At 45.9% G+C, this 22,194-nt stretch carries 37 protein-coding genes; 1 reads left to right on the forward strand and 36 read right to left on the reverse strand.

Features of this window, described 5'->3' with window-relative positions; all coding sequences use genetic code 11:
• Window positions 1-7: 7 nt before the first annotated feature.
• The 32 genes from rpsK to I2G42_RS10455 all read right to left on the reverse strand — a co-directional run bounded on the left by rpsK (window position 8) and on the right by I2G42_RS10455 (window position 18,032).
• Window positions 8-400 (reverse strand): 30S ribosomal protein S11, encoded by a 393-nt coding sequence (rpsK, locus tag I2G42_RS10300; RefSeq protein WP_022461574.1) that lies wholly within the window; start codon window positions 398-400, stop codon window positions 8-10.
• 50 nt (window positions 401-450) lie between these two features.
• Window positions 451-819, reverse strand: a complete 369-nt coding sequence (gene rpsM / locus I2G42_RS10305) for a 30S ribosomal protein S13 (protein ID WP_022461573.1) — start codon at window positions 817-819, stop codon at window positions 451-453.
• 295 nt (window positions 820-1,114) lie between these two features.
• A complete protein-coding gene (rpmJ, locus tag I2G42_RS10310) occupies window positions 1,115-1,228 on the reverse strand; it encodes a 50S ribosomal protein L36 (protein WP_003022746.1) in 114 nt (37 codons plus the stop codon).
• Entirely contained in the window at window positions 1,218-1,511 is a 294-nt protein-coding gene (locus tag I2G42_RS10315; protein ID WP_147398420.1) for a hypothetical protein, read from the reverse strand. Before I2G42_RS10315 ends, rpmJ begins: the two co-directional genes overlap by 11 nt.
• Window positions 1,512-1,521: 10 nt before the next feature.
• Complete coding sequence (locus I2G42_RS10320) at window positions 1,522-2,994, reverse strand: VanW family protein (protein WP_195531017.1); 1,473 nt, start codon at window positions 2,992-2,994, stop codon at window positions 1,522-1,524.
• A gap of 684 nt (window positions 2,995-3,678) precedes the next feature.
• Window positions 3,679-3,897: a translation initiation factor IF-1 gene (gene infA, locus I2G42_RS10325; protein ID WP_022461642.1), complete on the reverse strand. Its 219-nt coding sequence runs from the start codon at window positions 3,895-3,897 to the stop codon at window positions 3,679-3,681.
• Between the two features lie 3 nt (window positions 3,898-3,900).
• On the reverse strand, window positions 3,901-4,152 hold the full coding sequence (locus tag I2G42_RS10330; RefSeq protein ID WP_022461643.1) for a KOW domain-containing RNA-binding protein: 252 nt from the start codon (window positions 4,150-4,152) through the stop codon (window positions 3,901-3,903).
• Window positions 4,149-4,919: a type I methionyl aminopeptidase gene (gene map, locus I2G42_RS10335; RefSeq protein WP_022461644.1), complete on the reverse strand. Its 771-nt coding sequence runs from the start codon at window positions 4,917-4,919 to the stop codon at window positions 4,149-4,151. The genes I2G42_RS10330 and map overlap by 4 nt, the downstream gene beginning before the upstream one ends.
• A gap of 3 nt (window positions 4,920-4,922) precedes the next feature.
• Window positions 4,923-5,567: an adenylate kinase gene (locus tag I2G42_RS10340; protein WP_022461645.1), complete on the reverse strand. Its 645-nt coding sequence runs from the start codon at window positions 5,565-5,567 to the stop codon at window positions 4,923-4,925.
• Window positions 5,568-5,734: 167 nt separating this feature from the next.
• The gene (gene secY / locus I2G42_RS10345; protein WP_055220749.1) at window positions 5,735-7,051 is read right to left on the reverse strand and encodes a preprotein translocase subunit SecY; all 1,317 of its coding nucleotides are present in this window, start codon (window positions 7,049-7,051) and stop codon (window positions 5,735-5,737) included.
• Window positions 7,051-7,491, reverse strand: a complete 441-nt coding sequence (gene rplO / locus I2G42_RS10350; protein ID WP_022461647.1) for a 50S ribosomal protein L15 — start codon at window positions 7,489-7,491, stop codon at window positions 7,051-7,053. Before rplO ends, secY begins: the two co-directional genes overlap by 1 nt.
• A gap of 12 nt (window positions 7,492-7,503) precedes the next feature.
• Window positions 7,504-7,686, reverse strand: coding sequence for a 50S ribosomal protein L30 (rpmD, locus tag I2G42_RS10355; protein ID WP_022461648.1), 183 nt, complete (start codon window positions 7,684-7,686; stop codon window positions 7,504-7,506).
• A gap of 14 nt (window positions 7,687-7,700) precedes the next feature.
• Window positions 7,701-8,210: a 30S ribosomal protein S5 gene (gene rpsE / locus I2G42_RS10360; protein WP_022461649.1), complete on the reverse strand. Its 510-nt coding sequence runs from the start codon at window positions 8,208-8,210 to the stop codon at window positions 7,701-7,703.
• A 20-nt stretch (window positions 8,211-8,230) separates the two neighbouring features.
• Window positions 8,231-8,599 carry a 50S ribosomal protein L18 gene (gene rplR / locus I2G42_RS10365; RefSeq protein ID WP_055220751.1) on the reverse strand — a complete coding sequence of 123 codons (369 nt, stop codon included), beginning with the start codon at window positions 8,597-8,599 and terminating at the stop codon, window positions 8,231-8,233.
• Window positions 8,600-8,616: 17 nt separating this feature from the next.
• The gene (rplF, locus tag I2G42_RS10370) at window positions 8,617-9,156 is read right to left on the reverse strand and encodes a 50S ribosomal protein L6 (protein ID WP_173812638.1); all 540 of its coding nucleotides are present in this window, start codon (window positions 9,154-9,156) and stop codon (window positions 8,617-8,619) included.
• An 81-nt stretch (window positions 9,157-9,237) separates the two neighbouring features.
• Window positions 9,238-9,639, reverse strand: a complete 402-nt coding sequence (gene rpsH, locus I2G42_RS10375; RefSeq protein WP_022461652.1) for a 30S ribosomal protein S8 — start codon at window positions 9,637-9,639, stop codon at window positions 9,238-9,240.
• A gap of 24 nt (window positions 9,640-9,663) precedes the next feature.
• Entirely contained in the window at window positions 9,664-9,849 is a 186-nt protein-coding gene (locus I2G42_RS10380; protein ID WP_022461653.1) for a type Z 30S ribosomal protein S14, read from the reverse strand.
• A 16-nt stretch (window positions 9,850-9,865) separates the two neighbouring features.
• On the reverse strand, window positions 9,866-10,405 hold the full coding sequence (gene rplE / locus I2G42_RS10385; RefSeq protein ID WP_022461654.1) for a 50S ribosomal protein L5: 540 nt from the start codon (window positions 10,403-10,405) through the stop codon (window positions 9,866-9,868).
• 20 nt (window positions 10,406-10,425) lie between these two features.
• Window positions 10,426-10,767: a 50S ribosomal protein L24 gene (gene rplX, locus I2G42_RS10390; RefSeq protein WP_022461655.1), complete on the reverse strand. Its 342-nt coding sequence runs from the start codon at window positions 10,765-10,767 to the stop codon at window positions 10,426-10,428.
• 10 nt (window positions 10,768-10,777) lie between these two features.
• Window positions 10,778-11,146 (reverse strand): 50S ribosomal protein L14, encoded by a 369-nt coding sequence (gene rplN / locus I2G42_RS10395; protein ID WP_022461656.1) that lies wholly within the window; start codon window positions 11,144-11,146, stop codon window positions 10,778-10,780.
• A 35-nt stretch (window positions 11,147-11,181) separates the two neighbouring features.
• Complete coding sequence (gene rpsQ, locus I2G42_RS10400; protein WP_022461657.1) at window positions 11,182-11,439, reverse strand: 30S ribosomal protein S17; 258 nt, start codon at window positions 11,437-11,439, stop codon at window positions 11,182-11,184.
• A 16-nt stretch (window positions 11,440-11,455) separates the two neighbouring features.
• A complete protein-coding gene (rpmC, locus tag I2G42_RS10405) occupies window positions 11,456-11,665 on the reverse strand; it encodes a 50S ribosomal protein L29 (protein ID WP_022461658.1) in 210 nt (69 codons plus the stop codon).
• Window positions 11,655-12,092, reverse strand: a complete 438-nt coding sequence (gene rplP, locus I2G42_RS10410) for a 50S ribosomal protein L16 (protein ID WP_022461659.1) — start codon at window positions 12,090-12,092, stop codon at window positions 11,655-11,657. Before rplP ends, rpmC begins: the two co-directional genes overlap by 11 nt.
• 2 nt (window positions 12,093-12,094) lie before the next feature.
• Window positions 12,095-12,751 carry a 30S ribosomal protein S3 gene (gene rpsC / locus I2G42_RS10415; RefSeq protein ID WP_022461660.1) on the reverse strand — a complete coding sequence of 219 codons (657 nt, stop codon included), beginning with the start codon at window positions 12,749-12,751 and terminating at the stop codon, window positions 12,095-12,097.
• 12 nt (window positions 12,752-12,763) lie between these two features.
• On the reverse strand, window positions 12,764-13,150 hold the full coding sequence (rplV, locus tag I2G42_RS10420; protein ID WP_022461661.1) for a 50S ribosomal protein L22: 387 nt from the start codon (window positions 13,148-13,150) through the stop codon (window positions 12,764-12,766).
• A gap of 33 nt (window positions 13,151-13,183) precedes the next feature.
• Window positions 13,184-13,465, reverse strand: a complete 282-nt coding sequence (gene rpsS / locus I2G42_RS10425) for a 30S ribosomal protein S19 (RefSeq protein WP_022461662.1) — start codon at window positions 13,463-13,465, stop codon at window positions 13,184-13,186.
• Between the two features lie 11 nt (window positions 13,466-13,476).
• Window positions 13,477-14,322 carry a 50S ribosomal protein L2 gene (gene rplB / locus I2G42_RS10430; protein WP_022461663.1) on the reverse strand — a complete coding sequence of 282 codons (846 nt, stop codon included), beginning with the start codon at window positions 14,320-14,322 and terminating at the stop codon, window positions 13,477-13,479.
• Window positions 14,323-14,383: 61 nt separating this feature from the next.
• Window positions 14,384-14,683: a 50S ribosomal protein L23 gene (gene rplW / locus I2G42_RS10435; protein ID WP_022461664.1), complete on the reverse strand. Its 300-nt coding sequence runs from the start codon at window positions 14,681-14,683 to the stop codon at window positions 14,384-14,386.
• On the reverse strand, window positions 14,683-15,303 hold the full coding sequence (gene rplD / locus I2G42_RS10440) for a 50S ribosomal protein L4 (protein WP_022461665.1): 621 nt from the start codon (window positions 15,301-15,303) through the stop codon (window positions 14,683-14,685). The genes rplW and rplD overlap by 1 nt, the downstream gene beginning before the upstream one ends.
• 26 nt (window positions 15,304-15,329) lie before the next feature.
• Window positions 15,330-15,965 carry a 50S ribosomal protein L3 gene (gene rplC, locus I2G42_RS10445; RefSeq protein ID WP_022461666.1) on the reverse strand — a complete coding sequence of 212 codons (636 nt, stop codon included), beginning with the start codon at window positions 15,963-15,965 and terminating at the stop codon, window positions 15,330-15,332.
• Window positions 15,966-16,158: 193 nt separating this feature from the next.
• On the reverse strand, window positions 16,159-16,476 hold the full coding sequence (rpsJ, locus tag I2G42_RS10450; protein ID WP_022461667.1) for a 30S ribosomal protein S10: 318 nt from the start codon (window positions 16,474-16,476) through the stop codon (window positions 16,159-16,161).
• Window positions 16,477-16,985: 509 nt separating this feature from the next.
• Window positions 16,986-18,032: a hypothetical protein gene (locus I2G42_RS10455; protein ID WP_055227729.1), complete on the reverse strand. Its 1,047-nt coding sequence runs from the start codon at window positions 18,030-18,032 to the stop codon at window positions 16,986-16,988.
• Window positions 18,033-18,219: 187 nt separating this feature from the next.
• Here I2G42_RS10455 and I2G42_RS10460 point away from each other — a divergent pair, with 187 nt between their 5' ends.
• Window positions 18,220-18,975, forward strand: coding sequence for a GNAT family N-acetyltransferase (locus tag I2G42_RS10460; protein ID WP_055227731.1), 756 nt, complete (start codon window positions 18,220-18,222; stop codon window positions 18,973-18,975).
• A 99-nt stretch (window positions 18,976-19,074) separates the two neighbouring features.
• Here I2G42_RS10460 and I2G42_RS10465 read toward each other — a convergent pair whose 3' ends face one another.
• From I2G42_RS10465 to murB, 4 genes are read right to left on the reverse strand one after another with little or no spacing between them, the layout of a single operon-like run.
• Window positions 19,075-19,338: an HPr family phosphocarrier protein gene (locus I2G42_RS10465; RefSeq protein WP_055227733.1), complete on the reverse strand. Its 264-nt coding sequence runs from the start codon at window positions 19,336-19,338 to the stop codon at window positions 19,075-19,077.
• Window positions 19,335-20,273: a DNA-binding protein WhiA gene (gene whiA / locus I2G42_RS10470; protein ID WP_055227735.1), complete on the reverse strand. Its 939-nt coding sequence runs from the start codon at window positions 20,271-20,273 to the stop codon at window positions 19,335-19,337. Before whiA ends, I2G42_RS10465 begins: the two co-directional genes overlap by 4 nt.
• A gap of 10 nt (window positions 20,274-20,283) precedes the next feature.
• Window positions 20,284-21,165: an RNase adapter RapZ gene (gene rapZ, locus I2G42_RS10475; protein ID WP_055227737.1), complete on the reverse strand. Its 882-nt coding sequence runs from the start codon at window positions 21,163-21,165 to the stop codon at window positions 20,284-20,286.
• Between the two features lie 29 nt (window positions 21,166-21,194).
• On the reverse strand, window positions 21,195-22,106 hold the full coding sequence (murB, locus tag I2G42_RS10480) for a UDP-N-acetylmuramate dehydrogenase (protein WP_373141650.1): 912 nt from the start codon (window positions 22,104-22,106) through the stop codon (window positions 21,195-21,197).
• Window positions 22,107-22,194: the final 88 nt, after the last annotated feature.

A 22,194-nucleotide genomic window follows, 5' to 3' on the forward strand; every position in this document is an offset into this window, starting at 1 on the left:
CTCCTAATCAGACTCTTCTACGTTTTGGTGGGCGGCATCCGTTGTGCGGAACCGGTGTTACGTCGCGGATGCTTGTAACTTCAAGACCGCATGCCTGAAGGGCACGGATTGCAGCTTCACGACCTGATCCTGGTCCTTTTACCATAACGTCAACAGTCTTTAAGCCATGAACCAGCGCTGCTTTGGTAGCAGTTTCTGCAGCCATCTGAGCTGCGTATGGAGTAGATTTTCTTGAACCTCTAAATCCCAGACCGCCGGCACTTGCCCAAGAAAGAGCATTTCCTTCTGCATCAGTCAGTGTTACGATTGTATTATTGAAGGAAGACTGGATATGTGCCTGTCCGTGTTCAACGTTTTTTCTGACACGACGTTTTGTCGTTTTCTTTGTCACTTTTGCCATTTTAAAACTAACCTACACTTTCTTAATCTTATATTGGACTACTGGTTAAATTATTTCTTCTTATTTGCAACAGTTCTCTTAGGACCTTTGCGGGTTCTTGCGTTGGTCTTTGTTTTCTGACCACGAACCGGAAGGCCTTTACGATGACGGATACCTCTGTAGCATCCGATCTCCTGCAGACGTTTGATGTTCATAGCGATTTCTCTACGAAGATCTCCTTCTACAACCTGACTCTCATCGATAACTGCACTGAGTCTCTTTACTTCATCGTCTGTCAAATCTCTGCAGCGTGTGTCCGGATTTACTCCAGCTTCTTTTAAGATACGATCTGCACTTGTTCTACCGATTCCGTAGATATAGGTCAGACCAATCTCAACACGTTTGTCTCTTGGTAAGTCTACACCAGCTATACGAGCCATGTACTTTGTCCTCCATTTTTCTAAAACATTAATATTTTCCTAATTGGGATACAGGTATGCGTGTATCCAGCCGTGTTCGCACGACCTTTCTCCTTCTGCCACCTGACAGATCGGAGTATTAAGCAATATTATAAGGGATGTCTGCGCTCCGCGCGTCCACCCGCCGGAGGTGTCCTGGCTGCAACTTGCCAGGTGTCTCACTTTATAATATTAACAGCAGAACAACGCATTCACGCGCGTCCTCGCTGCAGCCGCACTTAAAATCTGCACAATTACGATCAAGCCTAATGACGGATTAGCCCTGGCGCTGTTTGTGCTTTGGATTCTCACAAATGATTCTGATGCTACCTTTTCTTTTGATAACTTTGCATTTCTCGCAGATCGGTTTTACAGAAGATCTAACCTTCATGATGAATCCTCCTTTCTTTGCTCCTAGCGCCCCGTGTAGGGGAATTTTCTGTTGTAAACTTTTGGAATGCGTTTTCTTTTTGTGGGTTAGAAAAAAGTCCACGCGCAAAAGTTCGTTTTATAGTATAGCATTTTGTTCCCGGAAATGCAAGAAATTTTTTACATATTTTTTCATTTTTTTTTGCTCTTTTTCTGTGCATTTTTTCATCTCTCCCACCGGTAAGAAAAAAAACAGGCGGGACAGATTTCTCTTCTCTGTCCCGCCTGTTTTTTACAGGTAACATCTTTTTTGCATCATGATCCTGAGTTCAGCGGTTTGTATTTGCTTGCGCATACGGATTCTGATTTTACTACATTTCCGCTTGCATCTTTATAATCACGATACGTTACATTACTCATCTCATCGATCTGCTCTACCCTTGGCTCAATGGTATAGTCGTTTTCTTTTGTTCCGAGAATTTTTACGGTCAGTGTATCACTGCTGTCCATATTCATCACAATTTTCACCGGATACTTATGATTATTTTCAAATTTGAAATCCGGTGAATCCCAGAATACGGTTGCATCCATTCCTGACGGCACATAATGTACCGGCATCGAATGGTTGGCTCTTTCCAACACATCAAGGTCTGTATACAAAATAGCGGAAAACAGTGTGGAAGACACCTGGCATTCGCCTCCTCCAAGTACCTGGACGACTTTGCCATCCTGATAGCCTGCTGCCTCCTGGTATCCTTTTTCTGCCGTTGTATCACCTACGACACCATTAAAAGAGAAGGTTTCTCCCGGCAGAACGATCTGTCCGTTGCAGATAGATGCCGTAAGTCCGACGTTGTGAATTCTTCCGCTCGTTCCACCTGCTGCGCTGGAGCTGTAACTTCCAAGCGTGTCTTTAAACAGATTTGCGTTCATCTTCTCGGTTGTAATCTCCGGCTCGGTAAAGGTAAACGGAATCGTGATATCCGTATTTTCTTCTGCACTCTCATACTCGGCTTTCGCACTGTCCGCATCCATTGAGGTTCCGTTTTTCGATGCCACAACGGAATATCCGTTGTCCGGATCCAGCGTCGCATTGACCGGCTCGGTATAAATCTGGCTTGCAATTCCGGCAAAATCCGGCTCCGTCAGCTGATTTTCTGCCGTCGGGCAGGAAATTACATCCTGGAAATTCATTGCTGTCACATTCGTCTGGATCTGCTGTTTTAAAGCATCCACATCCGGTCTGGTTCCGGAAATGCCTTTATGCACGATCAGGCCGGTATCTGTTACTTCATATGTAGTATCCTGCATGGAGTTGTAATCCTGAATGCCGGATGCCTGTACAATTCCTTCCACCTCATCTGGATGGGCCACAGTCGGCTGCACATCATAGGAAAGTTTCTCTGCCTTTCCCCGTTTCATCTCGACCCACTCCAGACCGCGAACCAGAAGATTTCCATGGCCTTTTTCATATGCTTTTTCAATTTCTGCGGAAGCATCCATCCCCAGCATTGGAAATACGTTCATCGTATACTGCTGACCATCCAGCTCAACGGTAACAGCTGTATCTTTATAATCTTCTTCAAACTTCTGTTCCACTGTCTGTGCAGCTTCTTTTTTGCTCATTCCCTGAATGTTTACTCCGTTAATAGAAGCATCTGCCCAGATTTTGTCATCCTCGATGATCAGACAGAAGATTCCATATGCAGCGGCAAGTAAAACAATCACTGCAATTACGCAGAGTGCTGCAACAAGGCCTTTTTTCTTTTTCTTTCCCATTTTTGTCATTGCACATTTTCCTTTCCTGTTATCTGTAAGGAACAGCGATGCCATTGCTGCAGATCCGAATTATTTTTCAGACTGCAGCCTGCTGTTTCATAAAATGTTTCCCTGATTTCTGCCGGTGCATGGATTTTACCGCACCGCCCAGGAGACCCTTCCCGGTAAAATTTCCCCGTAAAGTTTCTCTATTGCATTGTATCACATTATTTTGAGAATTCAACCAAATATTTCAACTTCACACAGAATTCACGAACATATATTCTTCTGTCGCTTTCGAGCCCTCATCTGTCATTTTCACGGTTTTCCGGCCGCTCTTTTCTCCTGTCTTTTCACTTTTTCTTTTTCTTCTGACGGTTTAAAAATTTTGTTTCAAAAGTGCACAAATTCTCCTGGTTTTCACAAAAAGTTTTCATAAAATTTTATACTTTTTTCATTGCTTTTTCTATTAAAATATTGCATAATACATCTGGAAGGTTTCAAAAGGGACTGAAAAGAAATTCAGATGCCCGCCGCCGCGGATGCTGCAGGGTTTGCAGACTGGTGCTTGCTTTGTGGCTGTCAGAAATCTGAAGGCCGGTGATCGAAATCTTTGTTCTGTAGAACGGTTACTGTTATTGGGGATGAATACAGAGAAACACATACAGAGAAAAAGCCATCCGGCATGCCGGATGGCTTTTTTTATCGTATTTCTTATTTATCTCTCCAGATAATACGTCCCTTGTCCAGATCGTATGGGGACAGCTCGATGGTTACTTTGTCTCCCGGGAGAATACGGATAAAGTTCATACGCAGCTTTCCACTGATATGAGCTAATACAACGTGTTTATTTTCCAGTTCTACTTTAAACATTGCGTTTGGTAATTTCTCGAGGACAGTTCCCTCTACCTCAATTACATCTGCCTTAGACATTGATTAATCCTCCTTCAACTCTTTGCAACTTTTTTCTTTTAATGCCTTACGGATATCTTCATCACGAACCGCATCCGTCATTTCGTAATCCGGCTGTACGTGAATCAGCTTCTTCTTTTTCGGCCGGTTGGCGGTACGGATTTTTCCGTCCACCAGGAATACGTATGGCTCCTGTACATCCGAAATCACATACAGCTTTCCTTTATCGTGGCCGGCCAGGCTTCTGGCAAACATTCCTTTCACAATCGGTTTCATAAATCCTCCTCCGTATGCGAAAGTGTCAGAATTTCCGGTTCTCCCTCCGTAATCAGAATCGTGTTCTCATAATGTGCGGCAAGAGAGCCGTCTTCTGTCACAACGGTCCAGTCATCATCCAGCCATCTGACTGCATAGCCTCCGGCTGTGATCATCGGCTCGATGGCGAGCGTCATGCCAGGCTGCAGGCGGACGCCGCGGCTTGGCTGTGCGAAGTTCGGCACTGCCGGATCTTCGTGCAGGTGCGTTCCGATGCCGTGGCCTACCAGGTCGCGGACAACGCCGTAGCCGAAGCTCTCTGCGTATGCACCGATCGCCGCCGAAATCTCATGAAGATGATGGCCTGCTTTTGCGTATTTGATTCCTTCAAAAAAGGCCTGGCGTGTTACTTCCACCAGTTTTCTTGCCTCCGGCGAGATCTCACCGACCGCGTGTGTGCGGGCTGCGTCGGAATGGTATCCTTCATAGATAAGTCCCGCATCCAGGCTGACAATGTCGCCCTCTTTCAGAATCCGTTTTTTACTTGGGATTCCGTGAACCACTTCTTCGTTCACAGAAACGCAGATCGAAGCCGGATACCCATTATAGTTTAAAAAGTTGGGAGTGCATCCGAAGCTGCGGATCATCTCTTCTCCGAGCTTGTTGATTTCCCAGGTTGACATTCCCGGATGGATGGCGCGGCCTAATTCATCGTGTACCTTCTCCAGCAGTTCACCGGCACGGCGCATTTTTTCAATTTCCCGGGCAGTTTTAATTGATATGGACATCCTTTACGCTCCTAAAATCTTTACTATATCCTGAAATACCACGTTGATATCCTGGGTTCCGTCAACTTCCACCAGAACATTGGCTTTCTTATAGTAGTCAATCAGAGGCTGTGTCTGAGCATGGTATACAGACAGTCTCTTCTGTACGGTCTCAGGTTTATCGTCATCACGAAGAACCAGCTCGCCGCCGCAGGTATCGCATACATCTTCTACCTTTGGTGCGTTAAATTCTACATGATACGTTGCTCCGCATCCGATGCAGGCACGGCGTCCGCCCATACGGTGAACGATATTTTCATCCGGTACTTCTACATTGATTGCGTAGTCAATTTTCTCTCCGCGTGCTTCCAGGGCTTTGGTCAGTGCCTCGGCCTGCGGAATCGTTCTTGGGAAGCCATCCAGCACGTAGCCCTTTGCTGCGTCCGGTTTGGAAATACGGTCTACAACAAGATCGCAGGTCAGCTCGTCCGGAACGAGTTCTCCCTTGTCCATGAATGCTTTCGCCTTCTTTCCAAGCTCGGTTCCCTCTTTGATATTTGCGCGGAAGATATCGCCGGTTGAAATATGAGGAATCTCATATTTTGCAGCGATCTGTTTTGCCTGTGTACCTTTTCCGGCACCAGGTGCCCCCAACATAATAATTTTCATGCGCTTTTCCTCCCATGTTTGAATTTGCAGCAATCCGCTGCGTGTAATTTACCTTATTATACCATAAAGTAAACCACAATAGCAAAAATTTTCTCTGCTAAAGCCTCTTTAAAAGCGCTTTAAACAAAAGAAAGGGCCTGTCTTATCCAGACAGTCCCTCTTATGCCTTAATCGTTTAAGAATCCTTTGTAATTGCGTACCAGCATCATGGATTCAATCTGTTTTAAGGTTTCCAGAATTACGCTGGCAATAATGATCAGAGAAGTACCTCCAAAGGATACATTCGCTTTGAAAAATCCATTAAAGAAAAATGGAATCACTGCAACAATGGTAAGACCTGCTGCACCGATAAAAATAATATAGCTGAGCAGATTGTTCAGATAATCTACCGTGGATTTACCCGGGCGGATGCCTGGGATAAAGCCGCCCTGTTTTTTCATGTTATCTGCAACTTCCATCGGGTTGAAGGTGATGGAGGTATAGAAATAAGCGAAGAAAACAACAAGGACAATGTAGAGAATCAGGCCCAGCGAAGCAACTGGATTGGTTTTGTCAAACCAGTTGTTGGAATTCAGCATCTTGATCAGCGTTCCGCCGATGCCTTTGATATCCGACTTTCCGACAAACGACAGGATAATCGATGGGAAAGACATGATGGATGATGCAAAGATGATCGGGATAACGCCCGCTGTATTTACCTTCAGCGGAATATTGGATGACTGTCCGCCAACCATTTTTCTTCCGGCCATTTTCTTGGAATACTGTACCGGAATTCTTCTCTCAGCGCCATTCAGGATCAGTACCAGCACAACAACAGCGATGATCACAACAGCGATGATAATCCACATCAGCAGACCACGCGCGATGGTTTTGCCTTTTACGAAGGTTTCGTAAAGGGTTACCATATCCTGCGGGATTCTGGAAAGGATGTTGATTAACAGGACCATAGAAATACCATTTCCAACGCCCTTGTCGTTGATCTGTTCTCCCACCCACATAAGGAAGGCAGAACCAGCTGTCAGAGCTGCCACTACAACAATCACATTAACTGCGTTAAAAGTGGTGAGGAGTCCCTGGCGTCCAAAGCCTACTGCCATGGCAACAGACTCAAACAATGCAAGACCTACTGTCACATAACGAGTAATCGCAGTCATTTTCTTTCTTCCCTCTTCGCCGTCACGCTGCATTTCCTCAAGTTGTGGAATTGCAATGGTGAGCAGCTGAATAATGATGGAAGAAGTAATGTACGGTGTAATACTCAGAGCAAAGATGGAGAAACGGTCGAAACCGCCGCCCGTGAATGCATTCAGGAAACTGAATGCCTCATTCGTATTATTTGCAAAATAATTCGCAAAAAAGCTTGTATTGACACCCGGTACAGGCATCTGAGAGCCTAACCGGATGACAACAAGCATCATAAGCACATAAAATATTTTGCGACGAACATCTTTGACCTTAAATGCATTGATAAAGGTCTTAAACATTAGATCACCTCGACTGTTCCACCTGCCGCTTCAATTTTTGCCTTTGCGCTCTCGCTGAAAGCATTTGCTTTTACAGTGAGTTTTTTGGTGACTTCACCGTTTCCAAGGATTTTTACGCCATCTCTCGGATTAGAAACAAGACCAGTCTCAATCATAGTTTCTACGGTTACAACAGCTCCGTCCTCATAACGATTCAGAGCATCTACATTGATTCCAACGATTTCCTTAGAGTTTCTGTTTTTGAAACCTCTCTTCGGAAGACGTCTGTATAAAGGCATCTGACCACCTTCAAATCCCGGTCTCGGTGCTCCGGAACGTGCTTTCTGTCCTTTGTGGCCTTTACCTGCTGTTTTACCATTTCCTGAACCATGTCCACGGCCTCTGCGGAAGTTATCGTTCTGTCTGGAACCTTCAGCCGGCTGTAAATTAGATAAGTCCATTACGGTACCTCCTTATGCTTCTTCTACTTTAACCAGGTAAGAAACCTGATTAACCATGCCGCGAACTGCTGCGTTATCCGGCAGTTCTACCGTCTTGTTAACTTTTTTCAGACCCAGTGCTTCCACGGTTCTTCTGTGTTTCGGAACACATCCGATCGGGGATTTCACCAGTGTTACTTTTAATTTATCTGCCATTTTTCACATCCTCCTTAAGCAAAGATCTCGTTTGTAGATTTGCCGCGAAGTCTTGCTACTTCTTCTGGAGTCTTCAGCTCAGACAGACCAGCGATGGTAGCCAGAACTACGTTCTGCTTATTTCTGGATCCAAGGGATTTTGTACGGATGTTCTTAATACCAGCTAACTCGATTACGGCACGGGCTGGGCCACCAGCGATGACACCAGTACCTTCAGGAGCTTTCTTTAACAGAACCTCTGCGCTTCCGAATTTACCTACGTAGTCATGAGTGATACTTCCGTTCTCATTGATTGCTACGCTTACCAGTTTCTTCATAGCGTCTTCTTTACCTTTGCGGATAGCTTCCGGAATCTCGGCTGCTTTTCCAAGGCCTGCGCCTACGTGTCCATTGCCGTCGCCGACAACTACTAAAGCTGTGAAACGGAAGTTACGACCACCTTTAACAACTTTTGTAACACGCTTAATTGATACGACTTTTTCTTCCAGTTCGAACTGGCTTGCATCAATAATTGTATGCTTCATGTGTTCTTTTCCTTCCTTTCTTAGAATACCAGCCCAGCTTCTCTAGCTGCGTCTGCGAATGCCTGGATTTTTCCCTGGTAGATGAATCCGCCACGGTCAAATACAACTTCAGTAATACCTGCTTCTACAGCTTTCTTTCCAAGAACGGTTCCAAGATATGCTGCTGCATCTACATTGTTGGTTTTCTCAAGCTCTGCTTTCACTTCTTTCTGAAGAGTAGAAGCAGAAACTAAAGTATTTCCAATCGTATCGTCGATAATCTGAGCATACATATGGTTATTGCTGCGGAATACACACAGACGCGGACGCTGTGCAGTACCTACGATATGATTACGTAATCTTCTATGCTTTTTCTGGCGCATCTGCGCTCTTGATACTTTACTAATCATGTTCACACTCTCCTTAATTATTTCTTACCAGTCTTACCAACTTTACGTCTGATCACTTCATCAGCATACTTGATTCCCTTGCCCTTGTATGGCTCAGGTCTTCTCTTGTCTCTGATTTCAGCAGCATACTGGCCAACTTTCTCTTTGCTGATACCGGAAACAATGATCTTGTTGCCGTCTACAGCGGAGGAGAGTCCTTCCGGATCGATCATCTCTACCGGATGGGAATATCCAAGAGACAGAACTAATTTGTTGCCCTGTTTTGCAGCTCTGTAACCTACACCGTTTACTTCCAGTGTTTTGGTATAGCCTTCGCTAACACCAACTACCATGTTGTGGATCAGAGTTCTGGTCAGACCATGAAGAGCTTTCATTTTCTTCAGATCGCTCGGTCTTGTAACTACTACATGTCCGTCTTCCAGTTTGATGCTCATTTCAGCCGGGAGAGTTCTCTCTAATGTTCCTTTTGGTCCTTTTACTACAACGTGGTTGTTTTCCTGGATGTCTACTGTTACACCTGCAGGAATTGCCACTGGCAGTCTTCCAATACGTGACATACCAATTTCCTCCTATTAACTTAGATTTTCGGAGAGAGCCTTACGCTCTCTCTGTTTTCAGTTGCTTTGTTTCGTTTCAGATTACCAAACGAATGCCAGAACCTCGCCGCCAACCTGCAGCTTGCGAGCTTCTTTATCGGTAATAACACCCTGGTTTGTGGAAAGAATAGCGATTCCAAGTCCGCCAAGTACTCTCGGCAGCTCATCTTTGCCAACATAGATTCTCAGACCCGGTTTGGAGATTCTCTTCAGACCGGTGATGATCTTCTCGTTTTTGTCAGCGCCGTATTTCAGGGTGATGTGCATATTCTGGAATGCACCCTCATCGCTGAGTTCATATTTTGCAATGTATCCCTCGTTTACCAGGATATCAGCGATTGCGATTTTCATTTTGGATGCCGGAACATCTACTGTATCATGTTTTGCAGTGTTAGCGTTACGGATTCTTGTAAGCATATCTGCAATCGGATCACTCATACTCATTTGAATTTGCCTCCTTCTAAAATTTTACCAACTAGCTTTCTTAACGCCAGGAATCTGGCCTTTGTATGCTAATTCACGGAAGCAGATTCTGCAGATTCCGTATTTTCTTAAATATGCGTGTGGACGGCCACAAATTCTGCAACGATTGTATTCTCTTGTAGAGAATTTAGCTTTGCGCTGCTGTTTGATTTTCATTGCTGTTTTAGCCATGAATCAATTCCTCCTATTACTTTGCGAATGGCATGTTGAATAATGTCAGTAATTCACGAGCTTCTTCATCTGTGTTAGCAGTGGTAACGAAGATAATGTCCATACCTCTGACTTTATCAACTTTATCATACTCGATCTCTGGGAAAATCAGCTGCTCTTTGATACCAAGAGCATAGTTTCCTCTGCCATCGAAAGCGTTCGGATTTACGCCGCGGAAGTCACGTACACGAGGCAGTGCCAGGTTGATCAGGCGGTCTGCGAACTCGTACATTTTCTCGCCACGAAGGGTAACTTTGCATCCGATCGGCATACCCTCACGGATTTTAAAGTTTGCTACGGAATTTTTCGCTTTGGTGGTAACTGCTTTCTGTCCGGTGATAGCTTCCATATCACTGATTGCAGCGTCCAGAAGTTTAGCGTTCTCCTTAGCTTCACCAACACCCATGTTGATTACGATTTTGGAGAGCTTCGGCACTTCCATCACGTTTTTGTATCCAAATTTTTTGGTCATTGCATCAACGATCTGCTCGTTGTAAAGATCTTTCAGTCTACTCACGGTTTTGCCTCCTCTCTTCCTTAATCAATTACTGCGCCGTTCAGCTCTTTTGCTTTTGCAACGCGGGTTCTAACAGCTTTTGTTTTGCCGTTTTTCTCAACCATCTCAACTTTGATTCCAACGCGGGTCGGAACTCCTTTTACAACCAGCATTACGTTGGATGCATCGATAGGAGCTTCTTTGTTAACGATTCCGCCCTGCTGATTGCTCATAGACGGTTTCTCATGCTTTGTAATCATGTTTACGCCTTCAACAACAACACGGTTGTTCTTTACGTCAACGCTGACTACTTTGCCGGTTTTGTCTTTATCTTTGCCGGCGATTACCTTTACGGTATCGCCTTTTTTAATCTTCATTGACATAGCTGTCCTCCTATAATACTTCCGGAGCTAAGGAAACAATCTTCATGAACTGTTTCTCACGAAGCTCTCTGGCTACTGGTCCAAAAATACGGGTTCCTTTTGGAGTTTTGTCATCTTTGATAATAACTGCTGCGTTCTCATCAAATTTGATGTAAGAACCGTCTTTACGACGAGCGCCTTTTACGCTTCTTACAACAACAGCTTTTACTACGTCACCTTTTTTAACAACGCCGCCTGGTGTTGCATCTTTGACCGAAGCAACGATTACATCACCAATGTTGGCATATCTTCTTGTAGAACCGCCCATAACACGAATGCATAAGATTTCTTTTGCACCGGTGTTGTCAGCGACTTTCAGTCTAGTTTCCTGCTGAATCATGCTGGTATTCCTCCTTTAGCATTCTGATCTCTTATTTATTTCGCTTTCTCAACGATCTCCACAAGTCTCCATCTCTTATCTTTGGATAAAGGTCTTGTTTCCATAACTCGTACGGTATCACCTACATGGCACTCGTTGTTTGCATCGTGTGCTTTCAGCTTATATGTGCTTTTTACAATTTTCTTGTACAGAGGATGTTTTACATGGTCTTCGATGGCAACCACGATAGTCTTATCCATCTTATCGCTGACAACTTTGCCCACGCGAGTTTTTCTAAGATTTCTTTCTTCCACGATATTTTCCTCCTAATTACTCAGCTGCGTTTGCCTTCTGGGCAATAACAGTCTGGATTCTTGCAATATTTTTGCGAACCTCTTTGATTCGGCTTGTATTGTCAAGCTGGTTGGTTGCATTCTGGAATCTTAAATTGAAGAGTTCCTTTTTAGCAGCTACTAATTCGTCATTCAGCTCAGCTGCGCTCTTTGTATTTAAATCTTTTACAAATTCGTTAGTTTTCACTGTTATCACCGCCTTCTAAGTCTGCACGAGAAACAACTTTGCATTTACATGGTAACTTATGCATGGCAAGACGTAATGCCTCGCGGGCTGTTTCTTCCGGAACACCTGCGATTTCGAACATTACACGGCCTGGTTTTACTACTGCTACCCAGTACTCCAGAGAACCTTTTCCGGAACCCATTCGGGTTTCAGCCGGCTGTGCGGTTACTGGTTTGTCCGGGAAAATTTTGATCCAAACTTTACCACCACGTTTGATGTAACGTGTCATGGCGATACGGGCTGCCTCGATCTGGTTGGATTTGATCCAGCATGGCTCAAGGGCTACGAGACCAAATTCACCGTAGTTAATTTTGTTTCCTCTGAGGGCTTTACCCTTCATGGAACCACGGAACTGTTTACGACGTTTTACTCTCTTCGGCATTAACATAATTAATTCTCGCTCCCTTCCTTTTTAGTTCTGGTTGGAAGTACTTCGCCATTGTAGATCCATGCTTTTACGCCAACTTTACCGTAAGTGGTATCTGCTTCAGCGAATCCATAATCGATATCGGCACGCAGGGTCTGCAGCGGAATAGTTCCCTCGCTGTAGAACTCGGTACGAGCCATATCAGCTCCACCAAGACGTCCGGATACAGATGTTTTGATTCCCTTAGCGCCAGCTCTCATCGTACGCTGCATGGTAGACTTCATAGCACGACGGAAGGAAATACGGTTTTCCAGCTGTAATGCAATGTTCTCAGCAACGAGCTGTGCATCGCGGTCCGGTCTTTTTACTTCTTTGATATCTACGATAAGCTTTTTGTCAGTCAGTTTCTGAACTTCAGCTTTTACTTTCTCGATCTCTGCTCCGCCTTTACCGATAACAACGCCCGGTTTTGCGGTGTAGATGATAACTTTTACTCTGTCAGATGCTCTTTCGATTTCGATCTTGGAAACACCTGCGCTGTACAGTTTCTTCTTCAGGTATGTGCGGATGTTGTAGTCCTCTACGAGGTTATCTGCGAAATCACCCTCGGCATACCATTTGGAATCCCAGTCTTTAATAACACCGACTCTCAGGCCGTGTGGATTAACTTTCTGTCCCATGACATGTCCTCCTTATTTCTCGTCTAACACAATCGTGATGTGGCTGTTTCTCTTCAGGATTCTGTAAGCTCTGCCCTGTGCTCTCGGATGAATTCTCTTCATGGTCGGAGCCTTGTTAGCGAAGCACTCAGCTACATACAGGTTTTCTCTGGAAAGACCGTTGTTGTTCTCAGCGTTTGCGATTGCGGACTCCAGCAGTTTTTTCACTACGCTGGAGGCATATCTCGGGTTATAAGTTACAATACCAAGTGCGGTTGTTACGTCTTTACCGCGGATTGCATCTAAAACAAATCCAGCTTTCTGCGCAGACATTCTAGCGTAGGATAACTTTGCAGACGGTCTGGTATCTTTGTTAGCATTTCTTGCTCTTTTAATCTGACTTCTATGTCCTTTAGCCATTGCTAAAAAACCTCCTCTCTCAAATCATTCTACTTAGCGGACGCCGGATTTCTTCTCGTCCTTGCCGTGACCTCTGTAGGTTCTGGTTGCTACGAACTCACCGAGTTTGTGTCCAACCATATCCTCTGTAACATATACCGGCACATGTTTTCTTCCGTCATGAACAGCGATTGTGTGTCCAACGAATGACGGGAAGATTGTAGAACGACGTGACCAGGTTTTAATGACTGTTTTATCTCCTGAAGCGTTTGCAGCGTCAACTTTCTTTAACAGGCTTTCATCTGCAAATGGTCCTTTTTTTAATGAACGAGACATCGTTTACCTCCTTATTTCGATAAAGCTTTTCCATCGCGTCTTCTTACGATGTACTTGTTAGACTGCTTGTTCTTTGCTCTGGTCTTCAGGCCAAGAGCCGGTTTTCCCCAAGGAGTAGACGGGCCCGGACGTCCGATACCGGTCTTTCCTTCTCCACCACCATGTGGATGGTCATTCGGGTTCATGACAGAACCACGTACAGTCGGGCGGATACCCATGTTACGTTTCCGTCCTGCTTTACCAATGTTGATCAGGCTGTGCTCGCCATTTCCAACAACACCGATGGATGCGCGGCAGTTGATCGGAACCATTCTCATCTCTCCAGACGGAAGACGAAGGGTTGCGTATTTGCCTTCTTTAGCCATCAGCTGAGCGCCATTACCAGCTGCACGAACAAGCTGTCCGCCTTTGCCTGCATGAAGCTCTACGTTGTGAACCATGGTACCAACCGGAATCTCGGACAGCGGCAGGCAGTTTCCAGGTCTTACCTCGGCGCTAGCGCCGCTCATAACCTTCATGCCAACTTTCAGTCCTTCCGGAGCCAGGATGTATGCTTTCTCGCCGTCTGCATAGCAGATCAGAGCGATGTTTGCTGTTCTGTTCGGATCGTACTCGATCGATTTAACGGTTGCCGGAACATCATCTTTTCTTCTCTTGAAGTCGATGATTCTGTATTTTCTTCTGCTTCCGCCTCCGCGGTGTCTTACAGTGATTTTACCCTGGTTGTTACGACCAGCGTTTTTCTTCAGGGACACTACCAGAGATTTCTCCGGTGTGCTCTTCGTGATTTCGTTGAAATCAGAGGAGGTCATGTGTCTTCTGGAAGGTGTATATGGGTTAAAGCTTTTGATTCCCATTACTTTGTTCTCCTTTCATTTCGTATCGCACTTATGTGTGCATATTTCGAACAGCTGCTAATTAAAGTCCTTCGAAGATTTCGATGTCTTTGCTGTCCTCGGTCAGAGCAACGATTGCTTTCTTGCTCTTTGCAGTTTTTCCAACTACCATTCCACGACGTTTGTTCTTTCCGTCCATGTTCATGGTGTTTACGCTTTTTACTTTTGTTCCTTCGAACATTTTCTCAACTGCTTCTTTAATCTGAGATTTGTTTGCTTCCGGGTGAACCATAAATGTGTATTTCTTCTCGCCCATAGCGTTCATGCTCTTCTCAGTTACGATTGGTTTCAGGATTACGTCGTAATATCTGATATCTGCCATTATGCGTACACCTCCTCGATAGATGCAACACTGCTCTTGGTTGCGATGATGGTGTTGTATTTCAGCATGTCGAATACATTGATGGTATTAACAGATGCAGTCTGAACGCCAGCAATATTTCTTGCGGAAAGTGCTACGTTTTCGCTGTCATCTCCGATGATTACCAGTGCGTTGTTTACTTTGAGGTTATCAAGCACTTTCTTCATCTCTTTTGTTTTAACCTCTGCAAGTTTCAGCTCATCAAGAACGATGAATTTGTTCTCCTGAACTTTGCTTGTCAGAACGGATTTTAATGCAGCTCTTTTCTCTTTCTTGTTCATTTTGAAAGAGTAATCTCTTGGTACTGGAGCGAATACAACTCCGCCGCCTGTCCACTGAGGAGCTCTTGTTGAACCCTGTCTTGCGTGACCTGTTCCTTTCTGTCTCCACGGTTTTCTTCCGCCACCGCTTACTTCGGAACGGGTTTTAGCTTTCTGAGTTCCCTGACGATTATTTGCAAGCTGAAGCACTACAGCCTGATGTACCAGATGTTCGTTGATTTCTACACCGAACACTGCATCATTAAGCTCCATGCTGCCAACTTCTTTGCCTTCCATATTTAATACAGATACGTTAGCCATTACGTGTGTTCCTCCTTTCAACGAACTTATTTACCGCATTTTACTGTCTCTTTGATGGTAACCATGGATTTCTTCGGTCCTGGTACAGCACCTTTGACTAACAGTAAATTGTTCTCTACGTCAACTTTTACGATTTCCAGGTTCTGTACGGTGATTTTCTTTCCGCCCATCTGTCCTGGCATTCTTTTTCCTTTGAATACCTTACTCGGATCGGAGCAAGCACCATTGGAACCTGCGTGACGATGATATTTGGAACCATGAGCCATAGGTCCTCTGGACTGACCATGTCTCTTGATGGCACCCTGGAATCCTTTACCTTTGCTTGTTGCAGTAGCGTCGATTTTGTCGCCTGCGCCAAAGATATCGGCCTTGATTTCCTGTCCTAATGTATAGGTTTCAGCATCTTCAAATCTGAACTCTTTCAGATATCTCTTGCAGGAAACACCTGCTTTTGCGAACTGACCTTTCATTGGTTTGTTCACACGGTTTTCTTTCTTCTCGCCGAAGCCTACCTGAATTGCACTGTACCCGTCGTTGTCTGCGGTTTTCACCTGTGTTACAACACACGGACCTGCCTGCAATACAGTTACCGGTACTAAAACACCGTTTTCGTCGAAGATCTGAGTCATTCCGACTTTTGTAGCTAAAATTGCTTTCTTCATTCCTTTTACCTCCTGTTTTATCTACAGCGGAACTTCCTATTATAAAGAAGTTCATTCTAGCGAACAGTTGATATAAGTGGAACACTATGACCCTTAGGGATGTTGATTCCTTCGAATGAGTGTTGCTTCTATATCATCTATTGCTTACTTAATTGATGGCCGGGGGCTGATCCCGGACTTTTTACAGCTGATCTTATTTGTTTTTCATCTTGATATCGATGTAAACACCAGCCGGCATTTCCAGTCTTGCTAATGCATCCACTGTTTTCTGGGTAGGTGCGATGATATCAATCAGTCTCTTGTGGGTTCTCTGCTCGAACTGCTCACGGGAATCTTTGTACTTGTGAACTGCACGAAGGATTGTTACTACCTCTTTCTTCGTTGGAAGCGGTACTGGTCCGCTCACCGTTGCTCCGTTCTTCTTTACAGTTTCGATAATTTTCTGTGCAGATGCATCTACTAACTGATGATCATACGCTTTCAGTGTAATTCTCATTACTTGACTTGCCATAAAAAAAGTCGCCTCCTTTTCGCACTTTTACGAGTACGACAAGCGGTGACTGTACACTTACCCGTGTGTGTCCTGATGTTTGCACACGGTCGTTTCCACTCTTACAGGTGGACTTAATTGTGGGTACAGTGACTTGTCGCCAGTTTCTTTAACTTGACATTCGCTCCACGGAAAACCCGCTGTTTCTCAGCGGCAACCTCGCGCTTCAACGCTATCAATGTCACAACAGTTGTTAGTATACAAGAAAGCACGCGAAAAATCAAGGTTTTTTTTTATTTTTTTCGATTTATCCGTTTTTATGCAAAAAGAGAAATACAGGGGTGCCGTGTTGTGCACTTTTCCTATATTTCTCTCTTTTTTGACGTTTTCCAACTATTCAGAGCCCCATCTCGATTCCGCTGCGATGCATCTCGATGTGGCTTCTTGCCATATGAACAAAAAGAAAAGAACGTTCATTCATGCAAGCATGATTCGCGTTCTTTTCTTTTCGTTCGCATGGCTCTGAATAGTTACAGAATGTCGGAATAATCTAAGATTGTGATGCCGGTTGCAGGATCTTCAATGACTTTCGGGTCATCTCCGGCTGCGTGGGCCTTCTGGAGGAGTTCTTCCGCCGTGTAAACCGGCATGGCAAGTTCGATCGGCTCGGACGGTTCCGGTTCCGGCTCTTCGATGGTTTCTTCAAACTCTTCGATTTCTTCCACAGTTCCCGGCTCTGCAGATTCCGTTTCTTCGGTTTCTTCTGTCACTTCTTCCGCTGTTTCTTCTGCGGCAGCTTCTTCGACAATTTCCGTTTCTTCCACGGCTTCCGGAATTTCTTCGGTTTCTTCTCCTCTTACAAGGTTCTGCAGATCGACGGTATGAAAGGACACCTGCTCCGTTCCTTCTTCTTCCAGATCCGGAATTTCAAATTCGTCCTGTTTCTCTTCTTCTGCCGTTTTCTGGTCGGCTGCTCTCAACTGTTCGGTCATTTCCTGTTCTTCCCGTTTCTTTTTTTCTTCCAGGGCAGCTTTCTTTCTGCTGCGAAGCTCTTCGGACGCTTTCTCATCGTCCTCGTCTTCGTCTTCTTCCTCTTCTTCCTCATCCTCTTCTTCATCACGTTTCCATACCTCGGAAAGGATGAACAGAATGACCAGAAACAGAATGGCAAGTCCGATGATCATGATTCCCTCTCTGCTCTGCGCCGCCATCGACAGAAAGCCGATCACCGGAATCGTGACGATCACTTTGCTCACGGTTGCTCTCACGGTAATTTCCGTCGTGTCTCCACTGATCACATTTTTTACGGATGCGGTTCCGGCAGCGGTGTCGAGGGACTGTATCGTATAGATATACTTTCCGGAATTGTCATCAACCAGGATTTTGTCTCCCGCCGCAACCGATGACGTATCTGTCTTCTTTGCGTACGTGACAGCGCCGCGGGAAATGTTGGTATTTCCCATCCCGTCTGAGACAAGTGTCGTGATGCCGGCAAACGGCGGAATCACCAGTGCGCCTGCTGACAGGATTGCAAGCAGAAGCAGCGTATTCACAATTACCTTCAGTAATTTTGACATATTCAATTCTCCTTGTATTCTCAGTCTTTGCCCCCTATTATAACCCCTTTTCTTCGATTATGCAAGAAAACGTTACGCATCGTGCCCCGGCCGCCCGGTTCCGCGTGCCGAATTTTTCGATTTTTTCTTGAAGATCCGTCCTGTTTCTTCTATACTATATACATAACCAAAGGGGGAATACTTTCATATGAATACACTGATCAAAACCATCGAAGATCTTTCCCTGAACGCATGGCCGTCTCACCAGATCGAGCTGTACGACGGATGGATTCTTCGTTTTTCTTATTTTTATACACACCGGACCAACAGCGTCGAGCAGATCGGGCCGTCCACGATTCCGGTGGAAGAAAAAGTGCAGTACTGTGAGGAGATCTACCGTCGCTGGGGTACACCGGCAATTTTCAAGATCAGTCCGCTTGTCAATCCCGGCTTTGATGCAATGCTCGCCGACCGCGGCTATGTAGTCCAGCACACGACGCACGTCATGACAATGGATCTGGCGAACTTTGCCAAAAAGGATCCTGCCATTGCCGTGACCGTCAGCAGCTTTATCCCGCCGAAATGGATTGACAGCCTCTTTGCTTTAAAGAGCACGACGAACGTGATGCACCGCATGGTCGTTCCTTCGATGTACCGCGCCATTCCAAAAGAAACCATCTGTACCTCCATCCAGGATGAAACCGGAACGATCGTTGCCACCGGCCTTGGCATCCGCGACCGCGATTACGTCGGTGTCTATGCCATCCATGTGCATCCTGCGTACCGCCACCGCCACTACGCTTCCTCGATCTGCCGCACAATCCTCTCCGAGGGAATCCGGCTCGGTGCAACGAAAGCGTATCTTCAGGTTGTCGAGGGAAACACGCCTGCGATCACACTGTATGAATCGCTCGGTTTTTCCTATCTCTATACCTACTGGTTCCGCGCGAAGAACGTGGTCTGATTTTCGTCTGTTTTCGCATAAAAAAGCATAGCAAAACGGCATGTCAAAATTTTCTGACATGCCGTTTTGCTCTATGTTTATGCTATAAGTGCAGTAAGATTATTCAGCAGAAGGACTGCTTAAATATTTTTCAACGCCGTCCATGGCTTCGCTCTCGTCTTTTCCGTTTGCGGTCACGGTAACTTCCTCGCCATTGTCCAGACCAAGTGTCATCATACCCATAATGCTCTTCGCATTTACTTTTTTTCTGCCGCTCTCGACGTAGATTTCACTTTCGTACTGGCTCGCTACCTGTACCAGCATGGCAACTGGTCTCGCCTCCAGGCCGCTTGAAAGACGAATTGTGATTGGTTTCTTAATCATAATACTTCTCCTCCTTGTTTCCTTCGCAAATCTTCTGCAATCTCTTTTAGTTTCCTTAATCTATGATTAACTCCGGATTTACCAACAACCGGCGTTAACATCTTGCCCAGTTCCAGAAGCGATGCTTCCGGGTATTGTAAGCGGAGCCTTGCCATCTGCTCCAGCGGTTCCGGCAGAGAAGAAAAGCCTGTGGTTTCTTCGATATACCGGATATCTTCGATCTGGCGGATCGCCGCGCTGACCGTTTTGTTGATGTTGGCAGTTTCACAGTTCACCTTTCGGTTGACACTGCCGCGCATTTCTTTTAAGATCCGCACGTTTTCCAGATTCATAAGTGCGATGTTGGCTTCCATGATGCCAAGCATCTCCACAATCTGTGCGCCTTCTTTCATATAAACCACATGGTGGTTTTTCCGGAGAACGATCCGTGCATCAATTCCAAAGCTTTTCAGAAGTTCCTGCACCTGTTCTGCTCTCGGCGCATCGGGGCAGACAATTTCGAGATGGTAAAACCGGTTGGGATCGCTGATGGAACCGGACGCTAAAAATGCGCCCCGCAGAAATGCCCGTTTGCAGCACTGACGCTGTACCACAACAGCCGGAATCGGCATTGTTAACTGCCGGTCTGTCTCGTGTAACTTCACTGCCTGCAGAATCTGACGGGTTTCTTCCCTGTCATTTGCGCGGATCAGATACGTATTTTCCTTCTGATTCAGCTTAACTGCAAGCTCTGCCTCTATATTAAATGTTTTTTTCAATAAAGTAAAGTACTTTCTTGCCACATACGCATTCTCTGTCTGAATCCGTATCGTCCCGTCCTTCTCGGAAATCTGTCCGCAGAGTGACAGGATCGCCGCTGTTTCCGCAATCTGGCAGTGGCGTGCCGTCGGAAGATGTCTCGATAATTCCTCTTTTACCTCGCTTGAGAATGACATCCTTCCACCTCTAAATTCCTTTTCGGATGGCGTCTTTTTCCAGATCCCGGTGCTCAATCCGGATTCCATAGTCCTTCGCGTTGGAAAGACGCCGGTACAGCTCGTTGGCAAGGGTTACGGAACGGTGTTTTCCGCCGGTGCAGCCGATGCTGATAATGAGCTGATGCTTGCCCTCGGAAATATAATTCGGAATCAGAAAACGGATCATATCCTCTAATTTTTCCGCAAACACCTGCGCTGTCTCAAATCCCATCACATAATCCCGCACCGGAGCATCGTTGCCGGAGAGCGGGCGCATGCCTTCTACGTAGTAGGGATTCGGCAGGAACCGCACATCGAAAACAAGGTCCGAATCCGCCGGGATTCCGTATTTGAATCCAAATGAGAGCACGGTGATCATCAGATTTTTGAATTTCTGATCCTGCACGAAAATCTTATCGAGCTCCGCTTTCAGCTCTCTTGTGAGAAGCTGGCTCGTATCGAGAATGTAGTCCGCATCTTTTTTCAGGAACTCAAGTGCTTTGCGCTCTTTTCTAATTCCCTCATCCACCCGTCCAAGACCTGCCAGCGGGTGCGTTCTTCTCGTCTCTTTGTATCGTTTGACCAGCACGTCATCGGACGCGTCCAGAAACAGGATCTCATAGCAGATTCCGTTGATGCTCATCCACTCCAGAACACTCTGCAGGTCCGGGAGCGCCTGGCCGCTTCGGATATCGATTCCGACTGCCACTTTCTGGATTTCTCCGGAAGTACCGTCGGCGGTAAGCTGTGCAAATTTTTCAACCAGCGGGATCGGAAGGTTATCGACGCAGAAATATTCCGCGTCCTCCAGCATTTTCAACGCTGTACTTTTTCCCGCACCGGACATGCCGGTCACAATTACAAAACGCATGTTTTTTCTCCTTTGGTGGATAACGAAAATCAGAATTCCCCGAGGAACTGGATTTCCGGCTCAAGCTGTACGCCAAACTGTTCTTTTACTTTTGCCTGGATCTGACGGATCAGTTCCATCACATCCGATGCGGTTGCACCGCCTGCATTGATCAGAAAGCCGCAGTGTTTTTCCGATACTTTTGCACCGCCGACTGCGTAGCCGGAAAATCCGGCATCCATCACAAGCTTGCCTGCAAAATAGCCTTCCGGCCGCTTGAATGCGCTGCCGGCGCTCGGATACTCGAGCGGCTGTTTCTCTACCCGCTTGTTTTTCAATTCCTGCATGCGGGCAAGAATTTCTTCTTTATCTCCCGGAACAAGCATAAGTTCTGCTCCAAGTACGACGTAGCCTCTGTCTTTGATGACGCTGGCACGGTAGCCGAAGCCGAGCTCTTCTTTTTCCAGTTCCCGGATCTCACCTTCTCTTGTGAGTACAGTGACATTCTGTACAATATCCTTCATCTCTCCGCCGTAGGCTCCCGCGTTCATACGGACGCCGCCGCCTAAAGTTCCAGGGATTCCGGAGGCAAACTCCATACCGGAAAGACCGGCTTCTCTTGCCGCCCGGCTGATGGATACGAGCATGCTTCCAGCTTTCGCCCGGATTCTGTTTCCTTCCACTTCGATTCCCTGAAAGTTTTTGTAAACCGAAAGAATCACACCGTGGTAGCCCTCGTCACTTACAACGAGATTGCTGCCGTTTCCGGTGACGAACCACGGGATCTCTTTTTCTTCGCAGAGAGCCACGATTTTTCTAATTTCTTCTTCTGTATGAGGAGCGACGAAATAATCTGCCGGACCGCCCACACGGAAGGTCGTATGATTTTTCATCGGTTCTGCGGTCTGTACCGCATCTTCCCCTGCAATTGCATAAAGTTCTCTGACAATCTCTTCTTTGATCACGATTTTTACCCTTTGCCGCATCTGCGGCCGAACATTTCATTACGAATTACTACGAATTACAGATTATACTTTTTAGACGCGAAAG

The organism is Fusicatenibacter saccharivorans (assembly GCF_015557635.1).
GTDB lineage: Bacteria > Bacillota > Clostridia > Lachnospirales > Lachnospiraceae > Fusicatenibacter > Fusicatenibacter saccharivorans.